The sequence below is a fragment of the Leptolyngbya sp. FACHB-711 genome (genome assembly GCF_014695615.1).
In the GTDB taxonomy this organism is placed as follows: Bacteria; Cyanobacteriota; Cyanobacteriia; order Elainellales; family Elainellaceae; genus Leptolyngbya_A.
On record NZ_JACJOR010000269.1, the window covers coordinates 1 to 23,319 of the forward strand.

Genomic DNA, 23,319 nt, shown 5'->3' on the forward strand with positions numbered 1-23,319 from the left:
ATGACACCGCCTTTGGTCGTGCCAATACCGATGCCTATAGCCGTCTGCTCGTGGACTGTATGCTGGGCGATCAAACCCTGTTTACGCGCGGCGATGAGGTAGAGGCTTCCTGGAGAATTTTGACGCCGCTGCTCTCGGTTTGGGATGCTCCGGCTCCGCCCGAAACAATTCCTCTTTATGAAGCAGGAACCTGGGGTCCGATTGAAGCCGAGCTGCTGCTGAATAAAGATGGACGACGCTGGCGCAGAATCTAAGCTCCGTCAGTCCATTTGTAGCACCTTCGCCCTGCCGCTCTTATCAATCCTTTACCCATCACAACCCATGACCAAAACACCCCTGGTTGCTCTTCAAAAACCCAGAGACATCTCGCTTAACGAAATCGAGGTGGAACTCGGTCAAATTTGGCATAGCCAAAACGGTAGTTCCGGTTCGCCAAGGGCAATGAGAGCCTCGACCTTTAGCATGGTGGTTTACGAGCCGGACGAGTTTCAGCAGCTACTCGCTATCCTGGGCTTTTATCCGGGGGCGATCGATGGCGTTCACGAAGCGCAAACCAAACAGGCTGTCCGGGATGCCCAGGCAGCATACGGGCTGCGAATTACCGGACGAGTCGATACCGAAACGCTCAATCGTCTGCGCGAAGAAGTCGCTAAGCTGCCGCCCGAAAAGCTGAACTTCAGCAACGAGGATGGGCGCGGTTACCATATGAGTGAGGCGATCGCCATTCAAAATCCCTGCCGTATTATTACTCTGTCTCCTTCGCTGGGCGCAGACGAAGGCGTCACGGCTCAGGTGTCTGCCTACTGCCCGATTCAGAAAAGCAGCGGCGGTAGCTTGATCTGCTGCGAATACATCACGATTCGCGGCGCGAAAAATGCCCTTGGTCGGGTCGCAAACACAGTGTCGTCGCTGATGATTCCCGGATTGCCCCGCTTTGTCTGGTGGAAGGCAACGCCCAACCCGGAACAGGAGCTATTCAAGAAGCTGGTCGAAAACTGCAGCTGTCTAATTCTCGACTCGTCGTATTTCAGCGATCCCGAATCGGAACTGCTGAAAATTAAAGAACTGCTCGATGCCGAAACGCCTGTGGCTGATTTGAACTGGCACAGACTCTCCACTTGGCAGGAACTTACCGCCGCCGCCTTTGATCCTCCAGAACGGCGCGCTGCGCTAAAAGAAGTCGATCGCATTAGTATTGACTACGAAAGAGGCAATCCGGCACAAGCGTTGATGTTTCTTGGCTGGATCGCGAGTCGTCTGGGGTGGGAGCCGATCGAATATCACCAGGTGGGCGGCGACTATGACCTGAAACAAATCCACTTCCAGAGCGGCGACGGACGCAAAATCGAAGCCGAACTCGCTGCCATTCCGACCGCAGATTCCGGCGAGGTGATTGGTGACTTAACTGGGGTACGGCTGGCTTCGACCAACCTGAATGCCAACTGCTGCACCATCCTCTGCTCGGAAACCACAGGCTGTATGCGAATGGAAGCAGGCGGTGCGGCTCAGTCCTGCCGAATAGAGCAGGTAAGGGCAACGAGCGATCAAAAAGCCGAATTTCTGCTCACCCAACAGCTCCAGCGATGGGGACGCGACAACCTCTATGAGGAAAGCCTTGCTGTAGTCGCTAACATTATGCAACTGGAGAAGCGATTGTCGATGGCAGCCGCCTAGTCGCTTCGGGCTGTAAAATTTCAGTTTTCCAAACAAATCCTCTTCGGCGATCGGGGGGGATTTTTTGTGGGTAATCGAATTGCGAGCTGATCAAGCAGTGGAACTACTTCTTATATTGCTCCATCTGCTTCTGAAGCTGCTTCAATGTCTGATTCATTTCCGGCAAGCGATTCCAGAGAGCTGCAACTTTGAGAAACAGCTTGTAGGGAATGGCAGGAGTTCCTAGCACAACGGTTCCCGGTTCCACGCTGCTGTGAATTCCAGCCTTTGCCCCTGCCTGCACGCCGTCGCCCACTTTCGCCTGATTTGCCACGCCCACCTGTCCACCTAAAATGACGCGATTCCCTAACTGGGCTGCACCCGACAAGCCGACCTGTGCCGCCATTGCACAGTTTTCGCCCACCTGCGAACCATGCCCGATATGCACCAGATTATCCAGCTTCGTGTTACGTCCAAGTCGCGTTTCGCCCACCGCCGGACGATCAATCGTCGAATTACACCCTACTTCAACGCCATCTTCCAGCACCACAGAGCCAGACTGCTCCATCTTGACCCAGCCCTGCGGCACAGGCACAAAGCCAAACCCCTCAGAGCCGATCGCCGCCCCACTATGAATCACGCAATCTGAGCCGATTTGTGCCCGTTCGTGAATCACACAGTTCGCATGGAGTAGGGTTCGATCGCCGATTGCCACGTCAGGATAAATCACCACATTTGGAAAAATTACCGTCCCATTGCCGATCGTCACGTTGGGATAGATTACTACATTTGCACCGATCGAAACTTCCTCGCCGAGCTGCACCGACTCATCAATAACTGCACTCGGATGAATACCTGCTGCCGGACGAAACGGTTGATAAAACAGGGCGATCGTTCGGGCAAACATCAAGCGCGGTTCGCGGGTTGCAATCCAGGCAATGCCGCGGTCGGTTGCTTTGGCTTGCAGAGCTTCATTTAAGGGCAAAATGAGAGCACTGGCTGCGGTCGTGTCAATCAGAGCAGCAAACTTGTCACCCTCAACGTAGCTGATAGTCTGAGGCTGGGCAGCCTCGATCGCCGTCACGTCGCTAATGTCTGGATCGCGATCGGAATGGGTCAGAAGGCTAGTTTGCTCTGCACCTAGTTTTTGGTTGAGTTCGCTGAGTTTCATAGGAAGAATCGATCGAAGTTGACAGTCTAAAAAGTTGCAAGCTGTTGATGATTTGGCTTCAAGTCAACCTGATAATCGGTAATAATTAACTCTTTGCCTTCTGCTGCCTTTTTTTTGCATAGTGTTTGCATATCGAGAAGAAAGAAATAGATAATTATTCATCCCGTACTGCGTTTTTCATGCCTGGACGTAGGCAAAAGTAAAATTTTTTCGAATCTCAGAAGAAGCATTGTAGTTGATTAGCCAGCGATGGTAGCAGTGCTTTAAATGGAAATGGACGGCAAACTTCTTGTGATTAAACCTTGTGATTAGAAAAAGTGTGAAGTGCCCTCCGCTGACACTGTAACTGAGGAGGCTTCTTGTGAAGATTGAAACCATTTTCATTAATTTTCTGCTGTCGGGTAGCCATCCTTATATTCTGTTAAAGCTGCATATCTGTTAAAGCTGCATAGTGGCTAGATTATACCTTTAGTTCTACTGAAGAGATATTTGTGTACTGCAAGATTAGTTATTAACTCTCTCATAGAAAACTTTTCCTATAAAAAAAGACCCTTCCCGTAGAATCGATAGCAGCAAAATCAGGAGCTATTCGATCGCGTTTAGGAAGGGCGGCTTATTCAGAGATTCTGAAATCTAACTAGTGGTGATGCCCGTGATCAGGGTGATGATGCCCGTGGTCATGGTGGTCGTGATGCCCATGATCATGCCCGTGATCATGCCCATGATGATGTCCATAGGTAAAGTTGGGACGCAGTAGCTCCTTAGCCCGATCGACTGCCAAAGTTGGATTCACAGCAAGAGCCTGCTCAGACAGGAGGGCTTCAATCTGTGGATTTGCCCACTCTGCCACCATTTGCAAAAATGCCGGATGGTCGTTGACACAAGGCATTTGCACGTAGGTAATGTCGGAATGCTTACGCCGCAAACTGAGAATGATATGCTCCACATCCAGCAGGGTTTCGTGGTTTTCGGTGGCAAAGCCGATCGGCATAAACATTAGCGCAGATGCACCTTGAGCGATCAGATTGCGAGCCGCGAGATCAACGTTGGGCTGAGTCCATTCGATTAGGGGTGTTTGGTGATTGAGCCAGCCGATCGAAACCAGCGGATAGCGATCGATCAGCTTTGCTCGCACCAGCTCATAAAGTGTCTGACTTTCATCAATACCAGATGTAAAGCCTTTTGCTTTGTGGGGGCAGCCGTGGTTCATCAGCACAATCCCGATCTGCGAGGGCAAATAAGCCTCAATCAGGTGCTTGCGAATTTGCTCTTCGACCATGTTTGCCAGTAGGTCAACATATTCCGGCTCGCTGTAGAACGAGGGAATATATCGCTGTCCTTTCACCCAATGTTCGGTTCCTTCTGCCATGTTTGCCAGGGCTTTGTTTACCTGCTCGATCGCAATTCCGCTGGTAAAGATCGAATCGACGACCAGCAAGGGATAAATCAGAATTTTGTCGAAGCCCTGTGATCGAATTTCGGCTAACACCTGCTCTGGCAGAAACGGCGCACAAAAGTTAAATGCCTTGAAAACCTGCACCCGATTGCCCCACTTTTGCTGAAGTGCCTGCTCGATTCCGACACGCTGCTGCTCGAAGATGGCGTTGTGAGGCGAAATAAAGTGATCGTGCTGGTGGCTCCACTCGTGCAGGTCAAACACAGCTAGCAGTTTCGCCAACGGCGGATAAATCCAGGTTGGGACGGGCGCGAATTTGGCAGTGAGGAGGTTTAGAGCCTGTTCATTATAATTGGCAAAGTCTTCGTAGCTTTCGACTTCGCCGTAGCCCATCAGCAGAACCGCCACGCGATCGTCCTGGGCAGGCGCATCAAAGGTTGGCTGTTGAATTTTTTCTGGAGTTGCAACCACGCTGCACACCTCTTGTAATGAAATTTGTAATGAAACCGGGCTGAGAAAACGAGTTTGATGCGATTTTGCACCTCAATACTGGATGCCTGCTCTAAGGCTGACACCTTCTTCAGGGTAGCATCCCCTCTAGGGGGATAGGATCGATCGATTTGTAAATCTACCTGGAGAAAGAATGAAGATCAGCTCGACAGCAGCGATACATGGGCACTTGCTACCCGCCAGCCATCCGCTGTTCTGATCCAGGTTTGACTTTGCCGCCCCGTTTTGCCCGATGATTGGCGATGAAATTCGGTATTAACCGTCGCGAAGTCTCTGCCGTAGGTTGTAATCACGGTATTGCTCAGATCGCGCTGTAAATCCACTGTCGGGCGACTGCTGCGAAATTGGGCGATCGACTCATAGCCGTAAAGATTCTCGGTTACGCCATAGCGAATGGTGTGGGGACTGTTCCAAAACAGCTCATCCAGCACGACAACATTGTTATTGACCAGAGCTTGCTCGTAGCGATCGAATGCTGCTTTCACTTCAGCAACGACATCAGGGAGGTTAATTTGCATCACAATTAGTCTGTATCACAATTAATCTGTATCCCAGTTAATCGCATTCCAATCAATCGGTTAACTGCTGAATTACCTTCGCCATGCGATCGGCACTATCGAGAATTGCCAGCTTTCCGGCGGCGTCTGCCATTGTCTGTAGAGAATCCGATCGAAGCAGGTGCAACACTTTGCTGGTCAGCAGTTCGGGGGTGAGGTCTGACTGAGCATAAAGCTGAGCAGCTCCGGCGTTGGCAAAGATTCTGGCGTTGTAAGTCTGGTGATCTTCTGCGGCAAACGGATAAGGAATTAGGATCGATGGCGTATGGGTGACTGCCAGTTCGGTCAGGGTTCCGGCTCCCGATCGGCTAATGGCAAGGGTCGATCGTTGAAAGAGCGTCGCCATTTCCTTATAAAAGGGCAGTGCAAAATAATGGGGATGGCTCAGGCTTTGTGCGTCCGGGTCATTTTCGCCTGTAAGATGCACGATCCACACACCTGTCTCCAGCCATGCCGGGGCACACTGCCGCACGAGCCGATTCACTGCCACCGCTCCCTGGCTACCGCCTACCACCACAATCAGCGGCACGTCCGGCGGAATCGCTAAACCGGGTAGGGCATCAGCCTTTTCTGCAGCAAGAAACTGAGGGCGAACGGGCGTACCCACCTGCATCGTGCGGACTCTGGGCAAATAGGCGGTAGCTTCTGCAAACCCTAACCCGACTACGTCACACCAGCGACTTAAGAAACGCGTCACTTTTCCGGGAAGCGCGTTCGACTCGTGTAAAACGACGGGCATACCCAGCGATCGAGCTGCGACAACCGCCGGTGCCGCAATATAGCCCCCCGTAGTAAACACCGCATTAAACCGCCCCTGACGCAGCAGCTTTCTCACCTTAAGAATCGACAGCCCCAGTCCCAACGCGATCTTGATCGTTTTAAGACTTAACTTTTGCTGAAATCCTTCGACAGCGATCGTGTGCATCGGATACTGCTCTGGCACAAGCTGACGTTCGAGGCGATCGGGCACGCCCAGCCATTCGATCTGATAGTCGGGTAGGGCGGCTGCCGTGGCAATTGCCGGAAACAGGTGTCCGCCTGTACCGCTTGCTGCAATTAAAAGTTTCTTTGTCGCTTTTTGTGTCGATCGCTGAGAAGCGGTTTGACCTGCCTTAACCACGATGGATCTCCCTGATTTGCTAAGGATTCACCGGAGGGTATGCGCTCGGTGGCTCAATCAGGTTAGCCTATAATCACCTGTTAATCACCGTCGATCGCCGGATTTTTCGATCGAGAGTACGATAAATTGATTTAGCTCTTCTGTTCCTTACCCAGACTCGCTATGCGCCGCTTGTTCACTGCCCGCCCCGCTGCGGTTTCTCCAATCTTTGATCTTGCTTGTCGATTCCCCCAGAGGGGCAACCACAGGGGCAACTGCTTTGCATCGCTGGTTTTGGCACTGCTGCTAAGTGTGGCGATCGGCTGGTCAAATCGCGCACTCGCTCAGCCAAATCCCTCTCCCTCGACCCCTCCAGCCCCTTCAACTCCCGCTCCAGCAGATCTTCCGCCAGCAGTCGCACAGACAATTGCCCAAATCGACGCAGCCGCAAATCAGCGCGACTTTGAGGCAGTGATAAGCTTTTATAGCCCACAGTTCACTCACTCCGACGGATTCACCTATCAAACGCTGCAATCGACCTTGCAGGCACTCTGGGAACGCTATCCCACGCTCACCTACCAAACGACGATCGACTCCTACAAGCGCGAAGGCAATGCCGATATCGTTGAAACCACCACCACGATCACGGGCAGCCAAACCGAGGCAAACCGCCCCACTAATCTGACTTCCACAATCCGATCGCGCCAGCGCATTGAGGGCAACCAGATCGTGCAGCAGGAAATTTTATCGGAAACCAGCCAGACTGCCAGCGGCACAACCCCCCCCACCGTTGAAGTCATGCTGCCAGAGCAAGTCACGATCGGACAGGCGTTTGATTTTGATGCGATCGTTGAAGAACCGCTCGAAAATCGCATTTTACTGGGGGCAGTCCAGGATGAGCCAACTGAGGCCAGCGGCTATTTGCAAACCTTACCTGTTGAATATGAAGTGCTGTCCGCAGGCGGTTTGTTTAAACAGGGACGTGCTGCTGCCGTTCCGGGTGATCGATGGATTTCCGGCATTATCGTGCGGGATGATGGTATTACCACGGTTTCCCGACGAATGCGCGTCGTTCGTCCCTAGGATTCTGGGATGTAAGGATTCTGGGATGTAAGGCTTCTGGGATTTAGCCTTCTTCCCCCGCATGGTAGGAGCTTCGCACCAGCGGACCCGATCGCACATGAGCAAACCCCAGCTCGCGGGCAATGGCACCCAGGCGATCAAACTCTTCGGGTGTCCAATATTTCTGCACTGGCAGATGATCCAGCGACGGACGCATATACTGCCCCAGCGTCAGCCGATCGCACTGAACCGATCGCAAATCGCGCAATGTTTCCAGAATCTCGGCTTCGGTTTCGCCTAGCCCCAGCATCAAGCCCGACTTTGTGGAAATCGCAGGGTTAAATTCCTTCACCAAGCTCAGAACCCGCAGAGAGCGATCGTATTTCGCGCCGCGTCGTACCGGACCCTGAAGCCGTTTCACCGTTTCGAGGTTGTGGTTATAGCAGGCTGGCCGGGCTAAGGCAATCGTGCCCACGCGCTGTTTCTGGAGTTCCTGGCTGCCCTGTCCGCCCCAAAAGTCGGGGGTAAGAACCTCAATCTGAGTTTCGGAATTGTGCTGGCGAATGGCGGTCATCGTCTGCACAAACCAGTTCGCGCCTCCATCAGGCAAATCGTCCCGTGCTACCGAAGTCAGCACCACATAGCGCAATCTCAGCAGGCTCACCGCTTCTGCAACTTTTTGCGGCTCCTGGGGGTCGAGGGGCATGGGCGCATGACCTTTATCCACCTGGCAAAAGGCACAGGCACGAGTGCAAGTCGGACCCATCAGCAGAAAAGTTGCCGTCTTCTGGGCATAGCATTCGCCCCGGTTCGGGCAGCGTCCTTCTTCGCAGATAGTGTGAATCTGCCGCTGTTTGATAATTTGCTGCACCGTCGAAATGTCGCTAGCTCTACCGATCGGACGACGCAGCCATTCGGGGAGGTTTACCCAAGGCGACTCCCGCTTGCCAGACGAATTACCAGATAGATTGGCGGACTGTGACGCTTCCGGGACTACGCTCTGCACGAGCCGCCCTGCTTCAGCCTCGGTTTCTTGCATCTGCATCGACTCTGGAGACATACCCTCTACTATGAACTGACCGTGGAGTGATTGTGGACTGACTGTAAGCTTACTGTAGGCTGTGGGCTTACTGTAGATTGACCATCTAAGACTGACATTACCTTCCTCTACGCACTCTAGCAGGAAATTCTCAGAACGCCTGCGATTCATTCTGTCTCCCTTGCCTCAGAATTTCCCCTGGATTTTGCGGTTGTCCGAAGTTCTCGACTGTTATGGTTTGCGCTAATTTTGGGAATGCTGACAGAGAGGTGTTAAAGATCGAACTTCGGTAAGGGGTCGCTTATCCTGGTGCGATCGTTATATCCTAGCCAACAGTCGCTCAGTCGCTTTTCAGGTTAATTCTGCTTAAGCTCTCTGTCTCATGCAGCTTCTTTTCCAGTTTGTGCATCTCCAGCAGCGATCGTCGGGTTCAAGTTCCTGATCTCCGCAAGCGTTTCGAGGATCTGTTCCCAGTTACCGGTCTTCAGCCGTCATTCTGGCAACTCGCTGTTTCCTTTCTACCCTTCCTGTTCATCGTTCATTGCAAAGGAGTCTGTTGTGGCAAGTCATAAAATTCTGGTGATTGATGACAGCCGAGTCATCCGCAACATGGTTAGAGATATGTTGCCTAAAGGCAATTTTCAGGTTCTCGAAGCAAAGGACGGCGTAGAAGGACTCGACTGCATCCGGCAAGAACGCCCCAACCTGATCATGTTGGATTTTCTGCTGCCCCGGATGAGTGGCTGGGAGGTGTTTCAGCAGGTGCAGGCGAGTGCCGAACTGCAATCGATTCCGCTGGTGCTGATGTCGGGTCGGCGGGAAGAAGTCACCGAAAAGATTTCGGAGCCGTTTGAGTTTTTTGAATTTATCGAGAAACCGTTTGAGCAAAAGGAGCTAATCGAGGCAATCAAGGCTGCAATGGCAAAAGCCAGACTGCCCCGCCCCCGAACGGTTGCCCCGACGATCGCTCCCACTAACGCCACACCCGCCGCCGCTTCTACTGCTGACGCTGCCGAAATTGCTGCCCTGAATCAGAAGATCGAGAAAATGCAGTCAGAAATCGATACGCTCAAGAAGCAAATGACTCAGCTCCTGACCTTTATCAGGCAAAAGCTGAAATAGACATCAGAAAGCAAAAAAGGCTTGGGAGCAAAGGCAACATACTTTCATACTGCTAAAACATCCTCTAGGCTTCAACGATTCGTTCTGCGACCCTGAGTTTGGCAGAGCGCGATCGCGGATTTTGCTCAGTTTCAGCTTCACTAGCGAGGATCGGCTTTTTAGTAATGGGTCGCAGCAGCTCAGAGTCCTTAAAAGCGTGTTTCACCATCCGGTCTTCCAGGCTGTGAAAGCTGATAATCGCAAGTCGTCCACCCGGTTTCAGCCAGCAGGGAGCCTTTTGCAGCAGGGTTTCTAAAACCTCCAGCTCGCGGTTCACTACAATTCGGAGTGCCTGAAACACCCGCGTTGCCGGATGGATTCTGCCATAGCGGTAGGACGGCGGCACGGAATAGAAAATCGCTTCCGCCAGCTCAGTGGTTGTTTCAAACGGGCGTTTCTCTACAATGCGGCGGGCAATTTTGCGAGACAGCCGCTCTTCGCCATAGGTGTAAAAAATTCGCGCCAGTTCTGCCTCATCCCAGGTGTTGATGACTGTGGCTGCGGTTTCGTCCTGCGTTTGATCCATTCGCATATCGAGTGGGGCAGCATGACGAAAGCTAAAGCCGCGATCGGGCGTATCAAACTGGGGAGAACTCACGCCCAAATCCGCCAGAATGCCGTCAAATTGGGATTCCCCTGGAGCAAACTCAGCAAAATTCATGTGGCGAAATGTCACCTGTTCCTCAAACTCAGCAAGTTTGGTTTTGGCAGCCTGAATCGCATTTTTGTCTTGATCGATCGCGATAAGCTGTACATTTGCCGCCGCCCGCAGAATCAGCAAGCTATGTCCACCGCCGCCCACCGTCGCATCAAGATACTGTTTGCCCGATCGCACGGCTAACCCATCGATGACTTCCTTTGCCAGAACGGGAATGTGCAGAAAGCCAGACTGTGTTGCAGAGCGTTCTAAATTGTTGGGTTGAGCTTTAATTGGTTCAGGCTCAATCTGTTCAGGTTCAATCAATGTTTTCGTTCCTGCTGTATCTCATTCATTTTAGAGGACAGCCTTTTCAGAAATCGGATGGTTGCCCGCTTGCAGCTCAAATAGGACGAGTTCTGCGCCATAGTATTTCTGCGTGCGTCCCTTTGGGCTCATGCCCAGCCGCTCCATTACTCGAATCGATGCGGAATTTTCTGGCTTGACAACAGCATAAATCACAGGCAGCTTTAGCTCTGTCAATCCATAATTCAGTAAAGCTCGTCCTGCTTCAGTGGCATACCCTCTGCCCCAGACCAAGCGCTTCAAATGCCAGCCCACTTCCCAATCCTTGGTTAACTGCCCTGCTCCATCGGGAATTCGTTGAAAAATGGCGGTTCCGACAGGGGTTGCAGTTGCTTTTTCAACGATCGCCCAATAGCCGCTGCCGTCATTGACCTCCAGGTACTTCTGGTTACGCTGCCGAATTTTCTCGCATCGAGCTTCAACGCTAACATCAGGGGAACCGATAAAGCGCACGACTTCTGGATCGCTGTAGATCTCAAACGCTTGCTCTGCTTCTGTTTCTGGATTCCAGGGACGTAACCGCAGACGGTCGGTCTCAAAAGTTCTCATGGGGATTCTCCAGTTGACCGTTTACCTGCTTTTATTCTCATGATTATCCATTCTGATAACTTCCAGTAACTTCCTATAAGTTCAAGCCTTACTTACAGATAGAAAATTCCTGCGGTGCGATCGATCGCGTCGCCTATAGAACGTCCGATTCCTCCGTATAATGAGGGAGGGAAGGCGCAACAAAACGAAATCTTGTCCGGCTGAATTCAGTCCGATTGATCTCCAGCCCATTCAAATCTTCTGAGGTTGAGGCGATCGGTCAGCGTTTAGCGTCGGGCGTGTCGGATTTGGGTGTTTTGTATTCGAGCGTTTTGGATTCGAGCGTATTATATTCGGGCGTACTGCATCAGGCGTTTTGTATTCGGGCGTGTCTGTATCAGGCGTTTTGTATCGGGACTTGTAATCGGGAGACGGCATTATTTATGTCAATGATCGAAACAAAAACCGAACCGATGGTGTTGAACATGGGTCCCCATCACCCGTCAATGCACGGCGTGCTGCGGCTCATTGTCACCCTCGACGGTGAAGATGTGATCGACTGCGAGCCTGTAATTGGCTATCTGCATCGCGGCATGGAGAAGATTGCCGAAAACCGCACCAACATCATGTATGTGCCCTACGTCAGCCGTTGGGACTATGCAGAAGGAATGTTTAACGAAGCGGTCACGGTAAACGCGCCAGAAATTTTGGCAGGAATTCCGGTTCCCAAACGCGCCAGCTACATTCGCGTCATCATGCTGGAGCTAAACCGGATTGCAAATCACCTGCTCTGGCTTGGTCCCTTTATGGCGGATATTGGCGCACAAACGCCTTTCTTCTATATCTTCCGGGAAAGGGAGATGATCTACGATCTGTGGGAAGCGGCAACAGGCTACCGCATGGTCAACAATAACTACTTCCGCATTGGCGGTGTGGCAGTTGATTTGCCCTATGGCTGGGTTGATAAGTGCCGCGATTTTTGCGATTACTTCGTTGATAAGGTAGACGAGTACGAAAAGCTCATTACCAACAACCCCATCTTCCGGCGGCGGGTTGAAGGCGTAGGCACGGTTACCCGCGAAGAGGCAATCAACTGGGGTTTATCCGGTCCAATGCTGCGGGCTTCAGGAGTGAACTGGGATCTGCGAAGAGTAGATCACTACGAATGCTACGACGACTTTGATTGGAACGTGGCGGTTGCAACCGAGGGCGACTGTTTGGCGCGCTATCGGGTTCGCATTGACGAAATGCGCGAGTCGGTCAAAATTATTCGTCAGGCAATCGATGGGCTGCCCGGTGGTCCCTACGAAAACCTGGAAGCCAAGCGGATGCAGGAAGGTCCGAAGTCGCAGTGGAACGAGTTTGACTACCAGTTCCTTGGCAAGAAGATTGCGCCGACGTTCAAGATTCCCAAGGGCGAACACTACTTCCGTGTTGAGAGCGGTAAGGGTGAACTGGGCATTTACCTGATTGGTGATGACACCGTATTCCCCTGGCGATGGAAGATTCGCGCCGCAGACTTCGTGAATTTGCAAATCCTGCCGCACCTGCTGAAGGGTGTGAAGGTCGCAGATATCATGCCGATTTTAGGCAGTATCGACATCATTATGGGTTCAGTCGATCGCTAGTCTGCGAATCTCAGATTAAATCTGGTTTTGAATACTCACTGTCTGGGGTAGGTTGAATGCCTGCCCTTTTTTGTGATTTTTGCCTGGTGAGTATCTCGGTGGTGCAGCCCTCACCCTCAGTCCGCTCCCCTACAGCGCTACTGGAGGTTCGCCAGTCTTTTCTGTCAGTGTTGCAGGCTTTGTAGCCCCCTAAAGTTCGTAATTCTGGGGGACTTTGACTGGGGGATTTTAAACTGTGGAGGAGAGTGAGTTTTCCCCAAATGATTCGCTTTCGCTACCTTCTGTCTCCTATTCCCTCTCTAGCCGATCGTCTCCTGCCACCACGACCGCGACCCGATACCCGTTCTGAGATTTGTTGCCTCGATAGTGATGATGCCCGAGATCCCCTTCTCTAGCGGGTTGGAAGAGTTCGATCGCTCCAGTGGTTCCGTCTGTTAGTTCGGACTCCTCAATCAGAGGAATTTGTGCCTGCTGTTCGATTTCCTGCTGAAGTTTTGCCAGATGTTTCAGAGCTTTTTCGGCGTTGGTTTTGCTGCCTCTTGCGCTGAAATGTTCTGCGGCTTTTTGCAGGTCGGCGATCGCTTCCTGGAGCTGTCCTAGCTTTTGCCACACCAGCCCCCGATAGTAACAGGCAACGGCTGAATTGGGAGCCAGTCGAATCGCGCTGCTGAAGTCGGCGATTGCTTCCCGGTGTTCTTCTTGCTTTTGCCACGCCATGCCGCGATAGAAGTATGCCAGCGCGTGGTCTGGATTCACCTGAATTGCTAACGTATAGTCGTTGATCGCGCCCCATAAATCGCCCTGCTCTGATCGAATAAAGCCTCGATTCAGATAGGCAGCACTCTGGCGCGGATTCACTGCGATCGCCTGGGTAAAGTCGAGCAGCGCAGCTTCCCAATCTCCCACGTCATACAGGGCAATGCCTCGCGAGTTTAGCGTCACCGCATCATCGGGCTGGCGGGAAAGAATGTGATAAAAGTCTTCGATCGCCCCGGCTTTGTCGCTCAGGTCGTAGCGAGTAACGGCGCGATTCCAGTAAGCGGTGAGGTCATCGGGGTCAAGGGTTGGGCTATCGAAGCGATCGATCAGCCGCTGGATCACTTCTGGATCAGTGGTGCGGAGTTTGAGGTGCAGATCAGTAGAGGCAGCCGTGGTTTTAAGTGGGTCGGCAATGCCCAGCACGGCAAAGGCGCGATCGGACACCAAAAAATTCTCGCTGGTTCCCAGGATCTTGAACTGAAAATATTCTGGATAAGCCCGTTTCAATTGCAGCAGCTTTTGCAGGGTTTGCTGAAGAGCGGTTTGCTCTGGTTGATTGCTCCAGCCCCGCCGAATTTTGCTCAGCAAGCGTTCCTGCTGGCGGTATGAAACCGTTTCGCCTGGAGAGTAGTCGGCGAGATGACACCAGCCCAAATCTAACTGTCGCTTCTGGCTGAGAAAGGATTCTAGCTTTTGCAGCAGTTCATCGTCGAGTTCGCACTCGTCTGACCAGAGCCAAATCAAAATCAGCCGCTCCTGAGTTTGCTCCAGGGCTGCTTCGAGCAGTGCCCGATGTCCGGCAGTACCCGATACGGCAGTTTCGGCCTTGAAGTCAAACACCAACTCGTGCTGAGGCGTTGCAGGGAGTGCCTGAAGCTGTTCGTTGATCGCCTGTAGCTCTTGTTGCAGCACCTCTTGGATTCTGGCTTGAAAGGCATCAAACGTACTCTCTGCGATGGGAATTCGACGTGCCAGGTCCTTGAGCTGCCGCTGGAGTGCGACGATATCGAGCGACTTGGGCAGCCGATAAATCTGTTCCTGGAGCTGTTGCTGCTGCTGGTCAAGCTGTTCGGTAAACTCCTGGATTGTGACAAGCTGCGATCGCAAATTCTTTAAATACCCCCCTGCCAAAGCTTGTAGTTCGGGGTAGATGCTTGCCGGAACCAGAGATGTTTCGCTCAGCGATGCCGCAGTCTCACCAAACTGTTGCGCCAAGAAAGCAGCAAACTCAGATTCGATTTTGGCTTTCTCTCCCTTGCTGAAGGACAAGCCAAAACTGCGCTTCAGGTTAATTGCCGCTGCTTCGATCGCCTGCACCGATCGCTTGAGGTCATCTTGATCTTGATGCAGGGCTTGCACTTCTCCGACGATCGTCGCTAAGTCACGCTTTGAAACCAGATCCCCAATGATCCTTACCATTTCTGCCAGTTCTTGCCGCATCACGCCCACATCTACCGGGGGCGGCAGCTTGCTTAACTGACGATCGATTCGGTTGAGCCGCTCTTGTAAATCTGTTGAATTCGCTTTGGTATGATGTGCCAGGCTGTCGAGCTCCCCCCGCAAATCAATCATTTCCGCCTGTAGTGAGGAAACGGTGTATTCCAGTTGCCTGGTTTGGCGATCGTCTTTGTCCTGAAGCTGTCCAATATCGGTATTTAGCAGCGAGAGTCCTTCTAAAAGCTGTTGATAGCGATCGCCCAGGCTTTGCAGCTCTTGTCGAATCAGGGGCAGATTTTGATGTTCCAGAGGAGTGAGCCGCTGGTCTAGCGTTTCCTGAAGAGAGAGGATTTGGGTGGAAAAATGCTGTGCCAGCTCACGATTCTTGAGCAAAACGCCTTTTTTAATCTGCTGAATGGTTTCTGGAGTCGGCATCTGCTCAACTCGCTGCGTTAATCCGTCGATTTGCTGGGTCAGACGGCGATCGGCCTGATTCAGCGTATTTTTAGTCTCCTGCTCCGTTTGTTGTTCAAACTGCCTTCGGTTCAGTAAGCCCAAAACCACGAGCAGCGAGAGCGGAGCGGTGGCATAAAACGCCTGCTGGGACACCAGAGATGCAACCGAGCCGACCCCTAAGCCTACCAGTGAAGCATTCTCTAAAACATCTAAAAAAGGACGCTTTTTCATTGCAGCTAGCCGCTAGAGTTGAGTTTGACACCAGGCAAGGAGATATAAATGGATCTTGTGAAGTCTAAGGGGGTGCTTATTCGACTTTTTTCTAGTTAGCTCACCAAAATCAGGACATTTCCTCATGAAGAATTCGTGAAACTGAGCCGATCGATAGAGATCAAGCCTGGAACAGGCATAGGTAAAACAGCCATAGGTGGAACAGGCATGGGTGGAACAGGCATTGATCGAACGCATAACCTGTGCCTAATAACCCATAACTTGCGGGATAATGGTTCGTTGCGGCTTTCGGGAGATGAATTCATGATTACGGTTGCACTGCCCAAGGGCGGATTGCTCAAAGACAGTATTCGGCTGCTTCAGTTGATCGGCTTAGATTTCAGCGCGTTTCTCGATCCGGGTAATCGTCAGCTTGAGATTTGGGACAGCAATCAGATTGCGAAGGCCCTGCTGGTGCGAAATTACGATGTGCCTGTGTATGTGGAATACGGACAGGCGCAGCTTGGCATCGTCGGGTATGATGTGCTGCGCGAAAAGCGTCCTCAGGTGGCTCATCTGGTTGATCTAGGGTTTGGTCGCTGCCGGATGTCGGTGGCCGTGAAAGCGTCTAGCTCCTATCGTTCTGCCTTAGAGCTGCCGCCGCACTGTCGGGTTGCCTCCAAGTTTGTTCAGTGTGCCAGCGAATATTTCAACAGTTTGGATCTTCCGGTCGATGTCGTGCCGCTTTATGGGTCGGTGGAACTGGGACCGATCACGGGAATGTCGGAGGCGATCGTCGATCTGGTTGCTACCGGGCGCACGCTGCAAGAAAACAACCTGATTGAAATTGATCAGCTCTTTGAAAGCACTGCTCGTTTGATTGCCCATCCGCTCAGCTATCGCTTGAATCAAGATGATCTGGGGCAATGGATTGATCGCATCCGGTCTGCTGCCGTTCCGTCTTCCTGAGTTCGATCGCACGAGCTGTTTGCGGAATGAGTGAACTCGCTTTCAAGGAACGCTGGAGATTGACGATCGTCCATTAAACTGGGCGCCCTTTCTACTGCCGTTGGGCTTGTGTTGCGAGATACGACAAAATGTTAAGCTTTTTACCCTTCAGGCAGAAATCTCCGTAGTTTCTCTGGTTTGTCCGAAAATTGACAGTTTCAAGCTGAAGAAATCCTTTATCTATTAATAGTATCTACCGCTAGTCAGCCAAGGACGGAATGCAGGAGTCTTACCCTAAATTGGGTTCCTGCTCCCCAGCCTTTGTCCTCACTGCGATAGAGACAGCGATATTAGGATTGAAGTTAGTAGGTAACAATTATGCAAACTTCGAGGGGTGAGAGGCTATTCGCGGCAGTGCTGACGTTTTTAACCGTGGGTTCGGTCGTCACGCTGACCTATTTTCTGCTAACCTCCAGCGCAACCTACTCAACGATCGAAATCAACTCGCAGCAGTTAGAGAACTGATTAGAGAGCTGATTAGAGAATTGAGCAGTCAGACAGGCGATCGCAGCAGAAATGCCTGATGAGGAAATGGCAACACTAGAGCATAACCCGGAACTGCTGTGCAATCCGTTCTTTGAGGACTCGAAGGAGCAGGGCATCAGCTTCAATGAAGCCGGGAAGGAATATCTAAAAGAATATCTAAACGTTGTTTGTGATGCCGTTGTAAACGGAATTGACGAAAGCGACTTCAGCGACGCAGAATTTGACCCAGCGATTGACCTAACTTTCGTCCTGGTTGAATCGTTGCGATCGTCTCTCTTCGGGGGAAAAATCGCCATTCTGCTCCAGGTCGAGCCGCCGCATGCGGAGTCGGGTTTCTTCCATCAGACGACGATTTGCCGCTAGCAGATCTGCGACTAAGCCAAACATCCAAAGCTGAAACCCAATCAAAATTAGCATTGCTGCCAAAATCAGGCTGGGGGCACGCGATCGAGTGGGATCCACCAGCCAAAACAGCAGCAGCCAGCGCAAGCCCAGCAGCAAGCCCAAGCTAAACGGTACACTTCCTAGCAGCAGGAAGAAGCGCAGCGGCTTGTACAGCATAAAAATCCGCAGGATCGTAAAAGACGATCGCATGACATAGGACGGAATGCTTCTGACCAGCCGCGATCGCCGCAGATTTGGATTCGTGCGAATGGGAACAGACACGATCGCCATTCCTTTTTGTCCTGCCTGAATAATCGTCTCCAGGGTATAGGTATAGCTATTGAAGACGTTGAGCTGCATTGCCGCTTCTCGACTAAAGGCGCGAAATCCGCTCGGCGCATCGGGAACCCTAGTATTGCTGGCAAGGCGCACCATATAGCTACCTAGATTTTGCAGCAGCTTTTTAATGAAGGAGAAATGCTGAGTTTTCCAGATCGGTCTGGCTCCGACCACCATATCTGCCTGCCCCAGCAGAATCGGCTGAATCAGCTTGGGAATATCTGCCGCGCAGTACTGATTGTCTGCGTCAGTGTTGACAATAATATCGGCTCCTGCCCGGAGGCTGGCTTCCAGGCCTGCCATAAACCCCTTTGCCAAGCCCTGATTGATAGGAAAGCTGACGATGTGATCCACACCGCAGGCTTTTGCCACTTCTACAGTGCGATCGGTGCTGCCATCGTTAATTACTAGCCATTCAATTTGGTCAATTCCCGGGAGCTGGCGCGGCAACTCAGACAGGGTCATACCCAGTGTGCGCTCCTCGTTGTAGCAGGGAATTTGAATGATCAGCTTGGTCATGGGCATTACTCCCGTCAGGCACTTTCCCACACTAGAGATCCCTGTCCCTGCGGTCAAGTTCCCCAGAATTCCTTAAGACAGTCGTTATCCAGAAATTGGCAAACCAGAGCCTCAGATCAAAGGGCTGTTTGGCAGTAGGGCTAGCATTGATAATGTCATATTGCGTCATCAAATCAGCGGTTTGCTGCCATTGCTCAGGCAGAATTATGTGAAGCTGCACTTTGCTTTCGGTCTTGTCCTGAATTTCGTCAAATCGCCACCTGCAGGAATTCTCGCAGCAGCTCGTCTTTGAAAAAATAGATTTATTGAGAAACAGATAATACGTTTGGATCAGCAATCCTACTAGTATTGACTTCAGGATAAAACCTGCCTTAATAAAAGACTAATTCCGTAAAAATGCTGGCCTAAACCGTTCTGATTGAAGAGTTGACAAAGGGGAAACAAATTCTCCTAAGACTAAGGCAAAGTGGTGATAGTAACGGATGTTACGCGGAGACAATTATCACCTGATGAGTTATGCCTGATGGGTCATGTTTGAGCAGACGCTTTTTTGCGTGCTGTTTTCTGAAGTTAGTCGTCTCATCTATTCACTCCACTCACTTTAGATATGAAAACAACGCTTCTTTCTAGTCTTTTTGCGGCTGCTACTACCCTTGCGGGCGTGGTGAGTACCACTGCTCCGGCAACTGCTTTTGCCTGGAATAATTCTTGGACTCAGCCCTCTATTCAGGGAAAGAGTCAGACCGGGTTCAACGACGCGCCTTTTCAGCAGTTCGTGCAGCAGGAACGAATTGCAATCCCGAATAGCGGTCAATTTTTGCTTGACCCTACCAAGCTGAAGCTGAAGTATGACCACGATGTTTCGGTGTACTTTATTAACGAGGGTGCAAGCTTTCGCAACCAGCTCGCCTATGAAGCAACGGGTGCCACTAACCAATCAGGCTTAGTGTTCAGAGATATTGCCTCGCCAGAGGCTATCATGCGGGAAAATAGCGGTCCCCTGAAGCTCGGCGACGGGGTGCAGATCGGCAAGATCTTGGGGGGCACTCAGCTTGATTTCTGGCTGCGGGCAGATGGACGAGATCTGCGCGAAAACGGCAACATTTTTGGAACGCAAACCCGATCTAACCCAGACGGACTTCAGCACGTTGTTGCCTATGCGTTTGGCAAATATCTGATGCTGGGTTTTGAAGACCTGTACGGTGACCTATGGGCAAAGGGTGGCAAAAACCAAAACTCGGATCGTGACTTCAACGATGTGGTCTTTGTTGTAGACATCGGCGAAGCGAATGTGAAGGATCTCACCAGCGTTCCTGAACCCTCGATGCTGCTCGGTCTACTGGGCTTGAGTGCTGCGGGAGCACTGGGACTCCGCCGCCAGAAGGGTGACTCTGTTACTCAATCAGCTCCGCAGGAGTAACATCTCCCTGATTCCTGAGCCTTCTGTTTAGAGCACTGTTTCTCTTAAATTAGAGCGCTGTTTCTCTTTCTCTTAAAAAAGTGGAGAGGCAGTGCTTTTTTCATCTCATTCGCATCCCGATCGTGCGTTCTATGTTTTTGTAGCCCTTCAGCATTTCCTACAGCCTGTTAATTCACGATGCCCTGCATTGCTAACCGGGCTGTGCCATAAGCGGCTTCAGTTCGAGCGGCTGCAAACACCGGAACCTGCAATTGGCGCGATCGAATTTGGAGCCAGACTTGATTTGCTGCGCCGCCGCCTGCGCTGTGAACATACCGAAGTGGGGTGGCTCCCAGCTCCTGAAGTAAGCGATAGCCTTTTGCTTCAATCCGGGCAATGCTCTCCAACAGCCCGTGCAAAAATTCACTGGGGCGATCGGGCCTGGGTTCCAGGCGGGGAGCTAGCTGAGGGTCGTTCATGGGAAATCGTTCGCCCGGTTTTAGCAGCGGATAGTAGTCCAGTGGGCTTTCCTGGGAAGGGTCGATCTCCTGGCTCAGTTGCACCAGCTCCTCTGAGCTAAAAAATTGCTTTAGCACTGCTCCGCCCGTATTTGATGCACCTCCCACCAGCCATCGTTCGCCCAATCGATGACTGTAGATTCCGTATCGGGCATCTTCAATTCGGGTATTGCTGAGCAGTTTCAGAACCAGCGTTGAACCGAGGGAAGTGACAGCTTCTCCTGTTGCCTGGACACCGCTTGCCAGAACTGCTGCGATGCTGTCGGTAGTTCCGGCGCAAACCTGGCAATGGGGCGGAAACTGAAATCGATCGCATAGTGCAGCTGTGACTGGGGCGATCGGCGTGCCGGGAGGCAAAACTTTGGGCAGCTCAAACGGCATAGCTGGAGTTTGCAGCCAGTCTGGATAACGCAGATTTTCCACGTCATAGCCGAGCTTGAGCGCGTTGTGATAGTCGCTGATGCCGATCTGTCCATGTAGCCAAAAGGCAAGCCAATCTGCCTGATGTAAAAAGTAACGTCCTGAAGTATTCCGAAGCTGGCGATGCGAAGCAGTTTCCCCTTCGGCGTAATTGAACCAGAACAGCTTTGCCAGGCTCGATGTAGCACTGATCACCGTATGGTTGGGCGGCGCGATCGACTTCACTTGCTCCAGCACGACTGACCCGCGATCGTCGTTATAGAGCAGAGGCGCCCTAAGTGGATTTCCGGTAGCATCGCTAATTAAAACGGTGGAAGATGTGCCGTTAATGGCGATCGAGGCGATCGTGTGCCTGAGTTCCAGGGGGATCTGTTGAAGCAAATCAAAGAGCGTCTGTTGCCATAGCCCAGTCCAGTTCGAGCAGATTGCCGGGAAGGGCAAGCTCACCGACGATCGAATTTCCAGTGCAGGATCAAGGACGATCGCTCTTGCGCCAGAGGTTCCGAAGTCGATTCCTAGGGAGTGAGGCATGGGGTGTGAGGGGATGGAGAGGTGGGGCGTGAGTTTGTTCTGGGGTTGGTTATAGGGCGATCGGGGGCTTGGGGCTATGCCAGGGGTGGGTGGCTTCGAGTTGGGCTGCGAGGGAAATGATAGTTTCTTCGGCGGCGGGGCGACCGATGAGCTGAATGCCGACCGGTAAGCCGGATTCGGTGAACAGGGCGGGGAGGGCGATCGCGGGCTGCCCAGTGGCATTGATGGGAGGGCAGGGGGCGATCCAGTTCATAATTTGCTGGAGGGTTTTGGCAGGGCTGAGCGATTTCCATTCACCGACGCGGATGGTGGGATGCAGATACACGGGAGCAATGACCGCATCATAGGGACTGAAAGTTGCCACAATTCGACGTGCTGCGGTTTGCATCTTAGAAACTGCCTGAAGATATTGCCCACTCGATCGCCGTTTTGCCTGCCACAGCAGCCAGCGATTGAATCGATTCAGCACCAGCCAGGGCACGCCTACATCGACGCCTGCCTGCCAGACGGTGACTAAGGGTTCGATGATGTCGGTAAAGTTGAGGGTCACAGGTTCGATCGCGTGTCCCCACTGTTCTAATCGTTGAGCGGTGTCTAAAACTGCCTGTTTGCAAAGGGGATGGGCTTCGCCAACCGGCGGAAAATCTGTGATGTATGCAATTTTGCAGGATTGGAGCGATCGATTTGCTGCCGCTAAAAAGGAAGGATTGGGATCAGGTAGCCAGTAAGGATCGCCCACTGTGTAGCCTGCCATCACGTCCAGCATTGCCGCCGCATCTGCCACGGTTCGCGCCAGAGGTCCATCGACGGCTAAGCCGCTAAGCCGATCGCCCACAGGAGCCAGCGATACGCGACCGCGAGATGGTTTGATACCGACAATGCCGCAGCAGGCAGCCGGGCCCCGAATTGATCCGCCGCCATCTGATCCGTGAGCTACTGCACAAAGACCTGCCGCGATCGCCGCAGCTGCCCCGCCACTGGAACCGCCAGTCGTGTAGTCCAAATTCCAGGGATTGCGGGCTGGGGGAAATCCAGGTGGCTCGGTGTAGGGAGTTGAGCCAAGCTGGGAGGTTGCCGTTTTACCCAGGAGAATGAATCCGGCGTTTTTAATGCGAGTCACAACCCCAGCGTCTTCCTTTTCGATCCGATCGCGAATCACGCGCAGCCCATAGCTGCAAGGCACGTCTGCAACTGCCGTTAAATCTTTGATCGCCGTTGGCACTCCAAAAAAAGGCGGCAGCTCCTCGACGCCATCGGTTTGCATGAGCTGATCAGTTTTGGCTTTGGCGTCGCTGAGGGCGCGATCGACTGTGACAGTAAAGAAACTGCCTAACTGGGGATTGAGCCGCTCGAGCCGCTCTAGATAAAGCTCGGTGAGTTCGAGCGGAGAAATTTCCTTGGCGCGAATTAGCCTTGCTTGATCGATCGCGGACGTAAAAGCCAAATCAACGGAGTTCATACAACCAGCCTGAAACGGGGTTAACGCTGACTTTAGCAGTGAACCCAATCTTCACCCACAAATCATCTGCCAGATTAAGGATTGGTTGGCGATCGAGGTGTGCCAGGAGGAGGCGGGGGCAGCGGCGGCTGATTGGGATTGGGCTGAGCCGGGCGAGGGGCAGTTGTTCCGCTAACGCGATCGGGGAAGGTACATTCCACCGTAATTTTCAGATTGCACCCCATGGTTCCTGAGGCAATGTAGGGAATTCCACCTACGCCGCTGACATTAACGCCAAACTCTAGCGATACTTTTTGCACCTCTGCAACTGCCAGATTGCGAAAGGCATTCAGCGTATAGGCAGTGTAGGTGCGAATCGTGGTTTGCAGCTGCTGAAATCGCTGATCGGGCGTGAGTGACGGAGTGCCAAAGATGCGAGTCGATCGCCGAATGTCATCTCCCAAGCCTTTGCCGCCCGATCGCGTTTGTTCTTCGGGTTCCTCGTCGGCGAATGTACCAGGGTCACTGGAGACGGTCGTATCTTCGATCGCCTCAATGTAAATCATCGTGCCGTCGCTGAGCTGAATCGGGACCAGTTGCGCCATGAG

19 protein-coding genes and 1 pseudogene are annotated in these 23,319 nt (G+C 52.3%); 8 read left to right on the forward strand and 12 right to left on the reverse strand.

What is annotated here, in order from left to right; all coding sequences use genetic code 11:
• A pseudogene (locus H6F80_RS10490) lies at positions 1–254 on the forward strand (glucose-6-phosphate dehydrogenase); the annotation flags it as partial.
• A gap of 67 nt (positions 255–321) precedes the next feature.
• Positions 322–1,674 (forward strand): glucose-6-phosphate dehydrogenase assembly protein OpcA, encoded by a 1,353-nt coding sequence (opcA, locus tag H6F80_RS10495; protein ID WP_190791505.1) that lies wholly within the window; start codon positions 322–324, stop codon positions 1,672–1,674.
• Positions 1,675–1,777: 103 nt separating this feature from the next.
• Here the strand turns inward: opcA and lpxD are convergent, their stop codons facing one another.
• From lpxD to murG, 4 genes are all read right to left on the reverse strand, one after another.
• The gene (lpxD, locus tag H6F80_RS10500; protein WP_190791506.1) at positions 1,778–2,824 is read right to left on the reverse strand and encodes a UDP-3-O-(3-hydroxymyristoyl)glucosamine N-acyltransferase; all 1,047 of its coding nucleotides are present in this window, start codon (positions 2,822–2,824) and stop codon (positions 1,778–1,780) included.
• Between the two features lie 637 nt (positions 2,825–3,461).
• Positions 3,462–4,691 (reverse strand): ferrochelatase, encoded by a 1,230-nt coding sequence (locus H6F80_RS10505; protein ID WP_190791507.1) that lies wholly within the window; start codon positions 4,689–4,691, stop codon positions 3,462–3,464.
• Positions 4,692–4,870: 179 nt separating this feature from the next.
• A complete protein-coding gene (gene hpxZ, locus H6F80_RS10510; protein WP_190791508.1) occupies positions 4,871–5,248 on the reverse strand; it encodes an oxalurate catabolism protein HpxZ in 378 nt (125 codons plus the stop codon).
• A gap of 52 nt (positions 5,249–5,300) precedes the next feature.
• Positions 5,301–6,407 (reverse strand): undecaprenyldiphospho-muramoylpentapeptide beta-N-acetylglucosaminyltransferase, encoded by a 1,107-nt coding sequence (murG, locus tag H6F80_RS10515; protein WP_190791509.1) that lies wholly within the window; start codon positions 6,405–6,407, stop codon positions 5,301–5,303.
• Between the two features lie 162 nt (positions 6,408–6,569).
• On the opposite strand from murG, the gene H6F80_RS10520 reads away from it, so the two are divergent.
• The gene (locus tag H6F80_RS10520) at positions 6,570–7,469 is read left to right on the forward strand and encodes a DUF8623 domain-containing protein (RefSeq protein WP_190791510.1); all 900 of its coding nucleotides are present in this window, start codon (positions 6,570–6,572) and stop codon (positions 7,467–7,469) included.
• Positions 7,470–7,512: 43 nt separating this feature from the next.
• Here H6F80_RS10520 and lipA read toward each other — a convergent pair whose 3' ends face one another.
• On the reverse strand, positions 7,513–8,508 hold the full coding sequence (gene lipA, locus H6F80_RS10525) for a lipoyl synthase (RefSeq protein WP_242067276.1): 996 nt from the start codon (positions 8,506–8,508) through the stop codon (positions 7,513–7,515).
• A gap of 537 nt (positions 8,509–9,045) precedes the next feature.
• On the opposite strand from lipA, the gene H6F80_RS10530 reads away from it, so the two are divergent.
• On the forward strand, positions 9,046–9,609 hold the full coding sequence (locus H6F80_RS10530; RefSeq protein WP_190791511.1) for a response regulator: 564 nt from the start codon (positions 9,046–9,048) through the stop codon (positions 9,607–9,609).
• A gap of 64 nt (positions 9,610–9,673) precedes the next feature.
• Here the strand turns inward: H6F80_RS10530 and rsmH are convergent, their stop codons facing one another.
• Positions 9,674–10,612: a 16S rRNA (cytosine(1402)-N(4))-methyltransferase RsmH gene (rsmH, locus tag H6F80_RS10535; protein WP_199296494.1), complete on the reverse strand. Its 939-nt coding sequence runs from the start codon at positions 10,610–10,612 to the stop codon at positions 9,674–9,676.
• A gap of 30 nt (positions 10,613–10,642) precedes the next feature.
• Positions 10,643–11,200: a GNAT family N-acetyltransferase gene (locus H6F80_RS10540; RefSeq protein WP_190791512.1), complete on the reverse strand. Its 558-nt coding sequence runs from the start codon at positions 11,198–11,200 to the stop codon at positions 10,643–10,645.
• 422 nt (positions 11,201–11,622) lie between these two features.
• Here H6F80_RS10540 and H6F80_RS10545 point away from each other — a divergent pair, with 422 nt between their 5' ends.
• The gene (locus tag H6F80_RS10545; RefSeq protein ID WP_190791528.1) at positions 11,623–12,807 is read left to right on the forward strand and encodes an NAD(P)H-quinone oxidoreductase subunit H; all 1,185 of its coding nucleotides are present in this window, start codon (positions 11,623–11,625) and stop codon (positions 12,805–12,807) included.
• 288 nt (positions 12,808–13,095) lie between these two features.
• Here the strand turns inward: H6F80_RS10545 and H6F80_RS10550 are convergent, their stop codons facing one another.
• On the reverse strand, positions 13,096–15,690 hold the full coding sequence (locus H6F80_RS10550) for a tetratricopeptide repeat protein (RefSeq protein WP_190791513.1): 2,595 nt from the start codon (positions 15,688–15,690) through the stop codon (positions 13,096–13,098).
• 303 nt (positions 15,691–15,993) lie between these two features.
• Here H6F80_RS10550 and hisG point away from each other — a divergent pair, with 303 nt between their 5' ends.
• Both hisG and H6F80_RS10560 read left to right on the forward strand, forming a co-directional pair.
• Positions 15,994–16,638, forward strand: coding sequence for an ATP phosphoribosyltransferase (gene hisG / locus H6F80_RS10555; RefSeq protein ID WP_190791514.1), 645 nt, complete (start codon positions 15,994–15,996; stop codon positions 16,636–16,638).
• A 357-nt stretch (positions 16,639–16,995) separates the two neighbouring features.
• Positions 16,996–17,142, forward strand: coding sequence for a hypothetical protein (locus tag H6F80_RS10560; RefSeq protein ID WP_190791515.1), 147 nt, complete (start codon positions 16,996–16,998; stop codon positions 17,140–17,142).
• A 258-nt stretch (positions 17,143–17,400) separates the two neighbouring features.
• On the opposite strand, the gene H6F80_RS10565 is transcribed toward H6F80_RS10560, so the two are convergent.
• Positions 17,401–18,405 carry a glycosyltransferase family 2 protein gene (locus H6F80_RS10565; protein WP_190791516.1) on the reverse strand — a complete coding sequence of 335 codons (1,005 nt, stop codon included), beginning with the start codon at positions 18,403–18,405 and terminating at the stop codon, positions 17,401–17,403.
• Positions 18,406–19,012: 607 nt separating this feature from the next.
• Here H6F80_RS10565 and H6F80_RS10570 point away from each other — a divergent pair.
• On the forward strand, positions 19,013–19,825 hold the full coding sequence (locus H6F80_RS10570; RefSeq protein ID WP_190791517.1) for a DUF4114 domain-containing protein: 813 nt from the start codon (positions 19,013–19,015) through the stop codon (positions 19,823–19,825).
• A gap of 167 nt (positions 19,826–19,992) precedes the next feature.
• On the opposite strand, the gene H6F80_RS10575 is transcribed toward H6F80_RS10570, so the two are convergent.
• From H6F80_RS10575 to H6F80_RS10585, 3 genes are all read right to left on the reverse strand, one after another.
• Complete coding sequence (locus H6F80_RS10575; protein WP_190791518.1) at positions 19,993–21,273, reverse strand: FGGY-family carbohydrate kinase; 1,281 nt, start codon at positions 21,271–21,273, stop codon at positions 19,993–19,995.
• 49 nt (positions 21,274–21,322) lie between these two features.
• Positions 21,323–22,732: an amidase gene (locus tag H6F80_RS10580; RefSeq protein ID WP_190791519.1), complete on the reverse strand. Its 1,410-nt coding sequence runs from the start codon at positions 22,730–22,732 to the stop codon at positions 21,323–21,325.
• Between the two features lie 74 nt (positions 22,733–22,806).
• On the reverse strand, positions 22,807–23,316 hold the full coding sequence (locus H6F80_RS10585; RefSeq protein ID WP_190791520.1) for a CU044_2847 family protein: 510 nt from the start codon (positions 23,314–23,316) through the stop codon (positions 22,807–22,809).
• Between the last annotated feature and the right edge of the window lie 3 nt (positions 23,317–23,319).

Bases quoted from the DNA above. Each gene is read 5' to 3' on its own strand.
- opcA (WP_190791505.1), top strand. From the start codon at position 322: ATGACCAAAACACCCCTGGTTGCTCTTCAAAAACCCAGAGACATCTCG.
- lpxD (WP_190791506.1), bottom strand. From the start codon at position 2,824: ATGAAACTCAGCGAACTCAACCAAAAACTAGGTGCAGAGCAAACTAGC.
- hpxZ (WP_190791508.1), bottom strand. From the start codon at position 5,248: ATGCAAATTAACCTCCCTGATGTCGTTGCTGAAGTGAAAGCAGCATTC.
- H6F80_RS10520 (WP_190791510.1), top strand. From the start codon at position 6,570: ATGCGCCGCTTGTTCACTGCCCGCCCCGCTGCGGTTTCTCCAATCTTT.
- lipA (WP_242067276.1), bottom strand. From the start codon at position 8,508: ATGTCTCCAGAGTCGATGCAGATGCAAGAAACCGAGGCTGAAGCAGGG.
- H6F80_RS10540 (WP_190791512.1), bottom strand. From the start codon at position 11,200: ATGAGAACTTTTGAGACCGACCGTCTGCGGTTACGTCCCTGGAATCCA.
- H6F80_RS10545 (WP_190791528.1), top strand. From the start codon at position 11,623: ATGTCAATGATCGAAACAAAAACCGAACCGATGGTGTTGAACATGGGT.
- H6F80_RS10550 (WP_190791513.1), bottom strand. From the start codon at position 15,690: ATGAAAAAGCGTCCTTTTTTAGATGTTTTAGAGAATGCTTCACTGGTA.
- hisG (WP_190791514.1), top strand. From the start codon at position 15,994: ATGATTACGGTTGCACTGCCCAAGGGCGGATTGCTCAAAGACAGTATT.
- H6F80_RS10560 (WP_190791515.1), top strand. From the start codon at position 16,996: ATGCAAACTTCGAGGGGTGAGAGGCTATTCGCGGCAGTGCTGACGTTT.
- H6F80_RS10565 (WP_190791516.1), bottom strand. From the start codon at position 18,405: ATGACCAAGCTGATCATTCAAATTCCCTGCTACAACGAGGAGCGCACA.
- H6F80_RS10570 (WP_190791517.1), top strand. From the start codon at position 19,013: ATGAAAACAACGCTTCTTTCTAGTCTTTTTGCGGCTGCTACTACCCTT.
- H6F80_RS10575 (WP_190791518.1), bottom strand. From the start codon at position 21,273: ATGCCTCACTCCCTAGGAATCGACTTCGGAACCTCTGGCGCAAGAGCG.
- H6F80_RS10580 (WP_190791519.1), bottom strand. From the start codon at position 22,732: ATGAACTCCGTTGATTTGGCTTTTACGTCCGCGATCGATCAAGCAAGG.
- H6F80_RS10585 (WP_190791520.1), bottom strand. From the start codon at position 23,316: ATGGCGCAACTGGTCCCGATTCAGCTCAGCGACGGCACGATGATTTAC.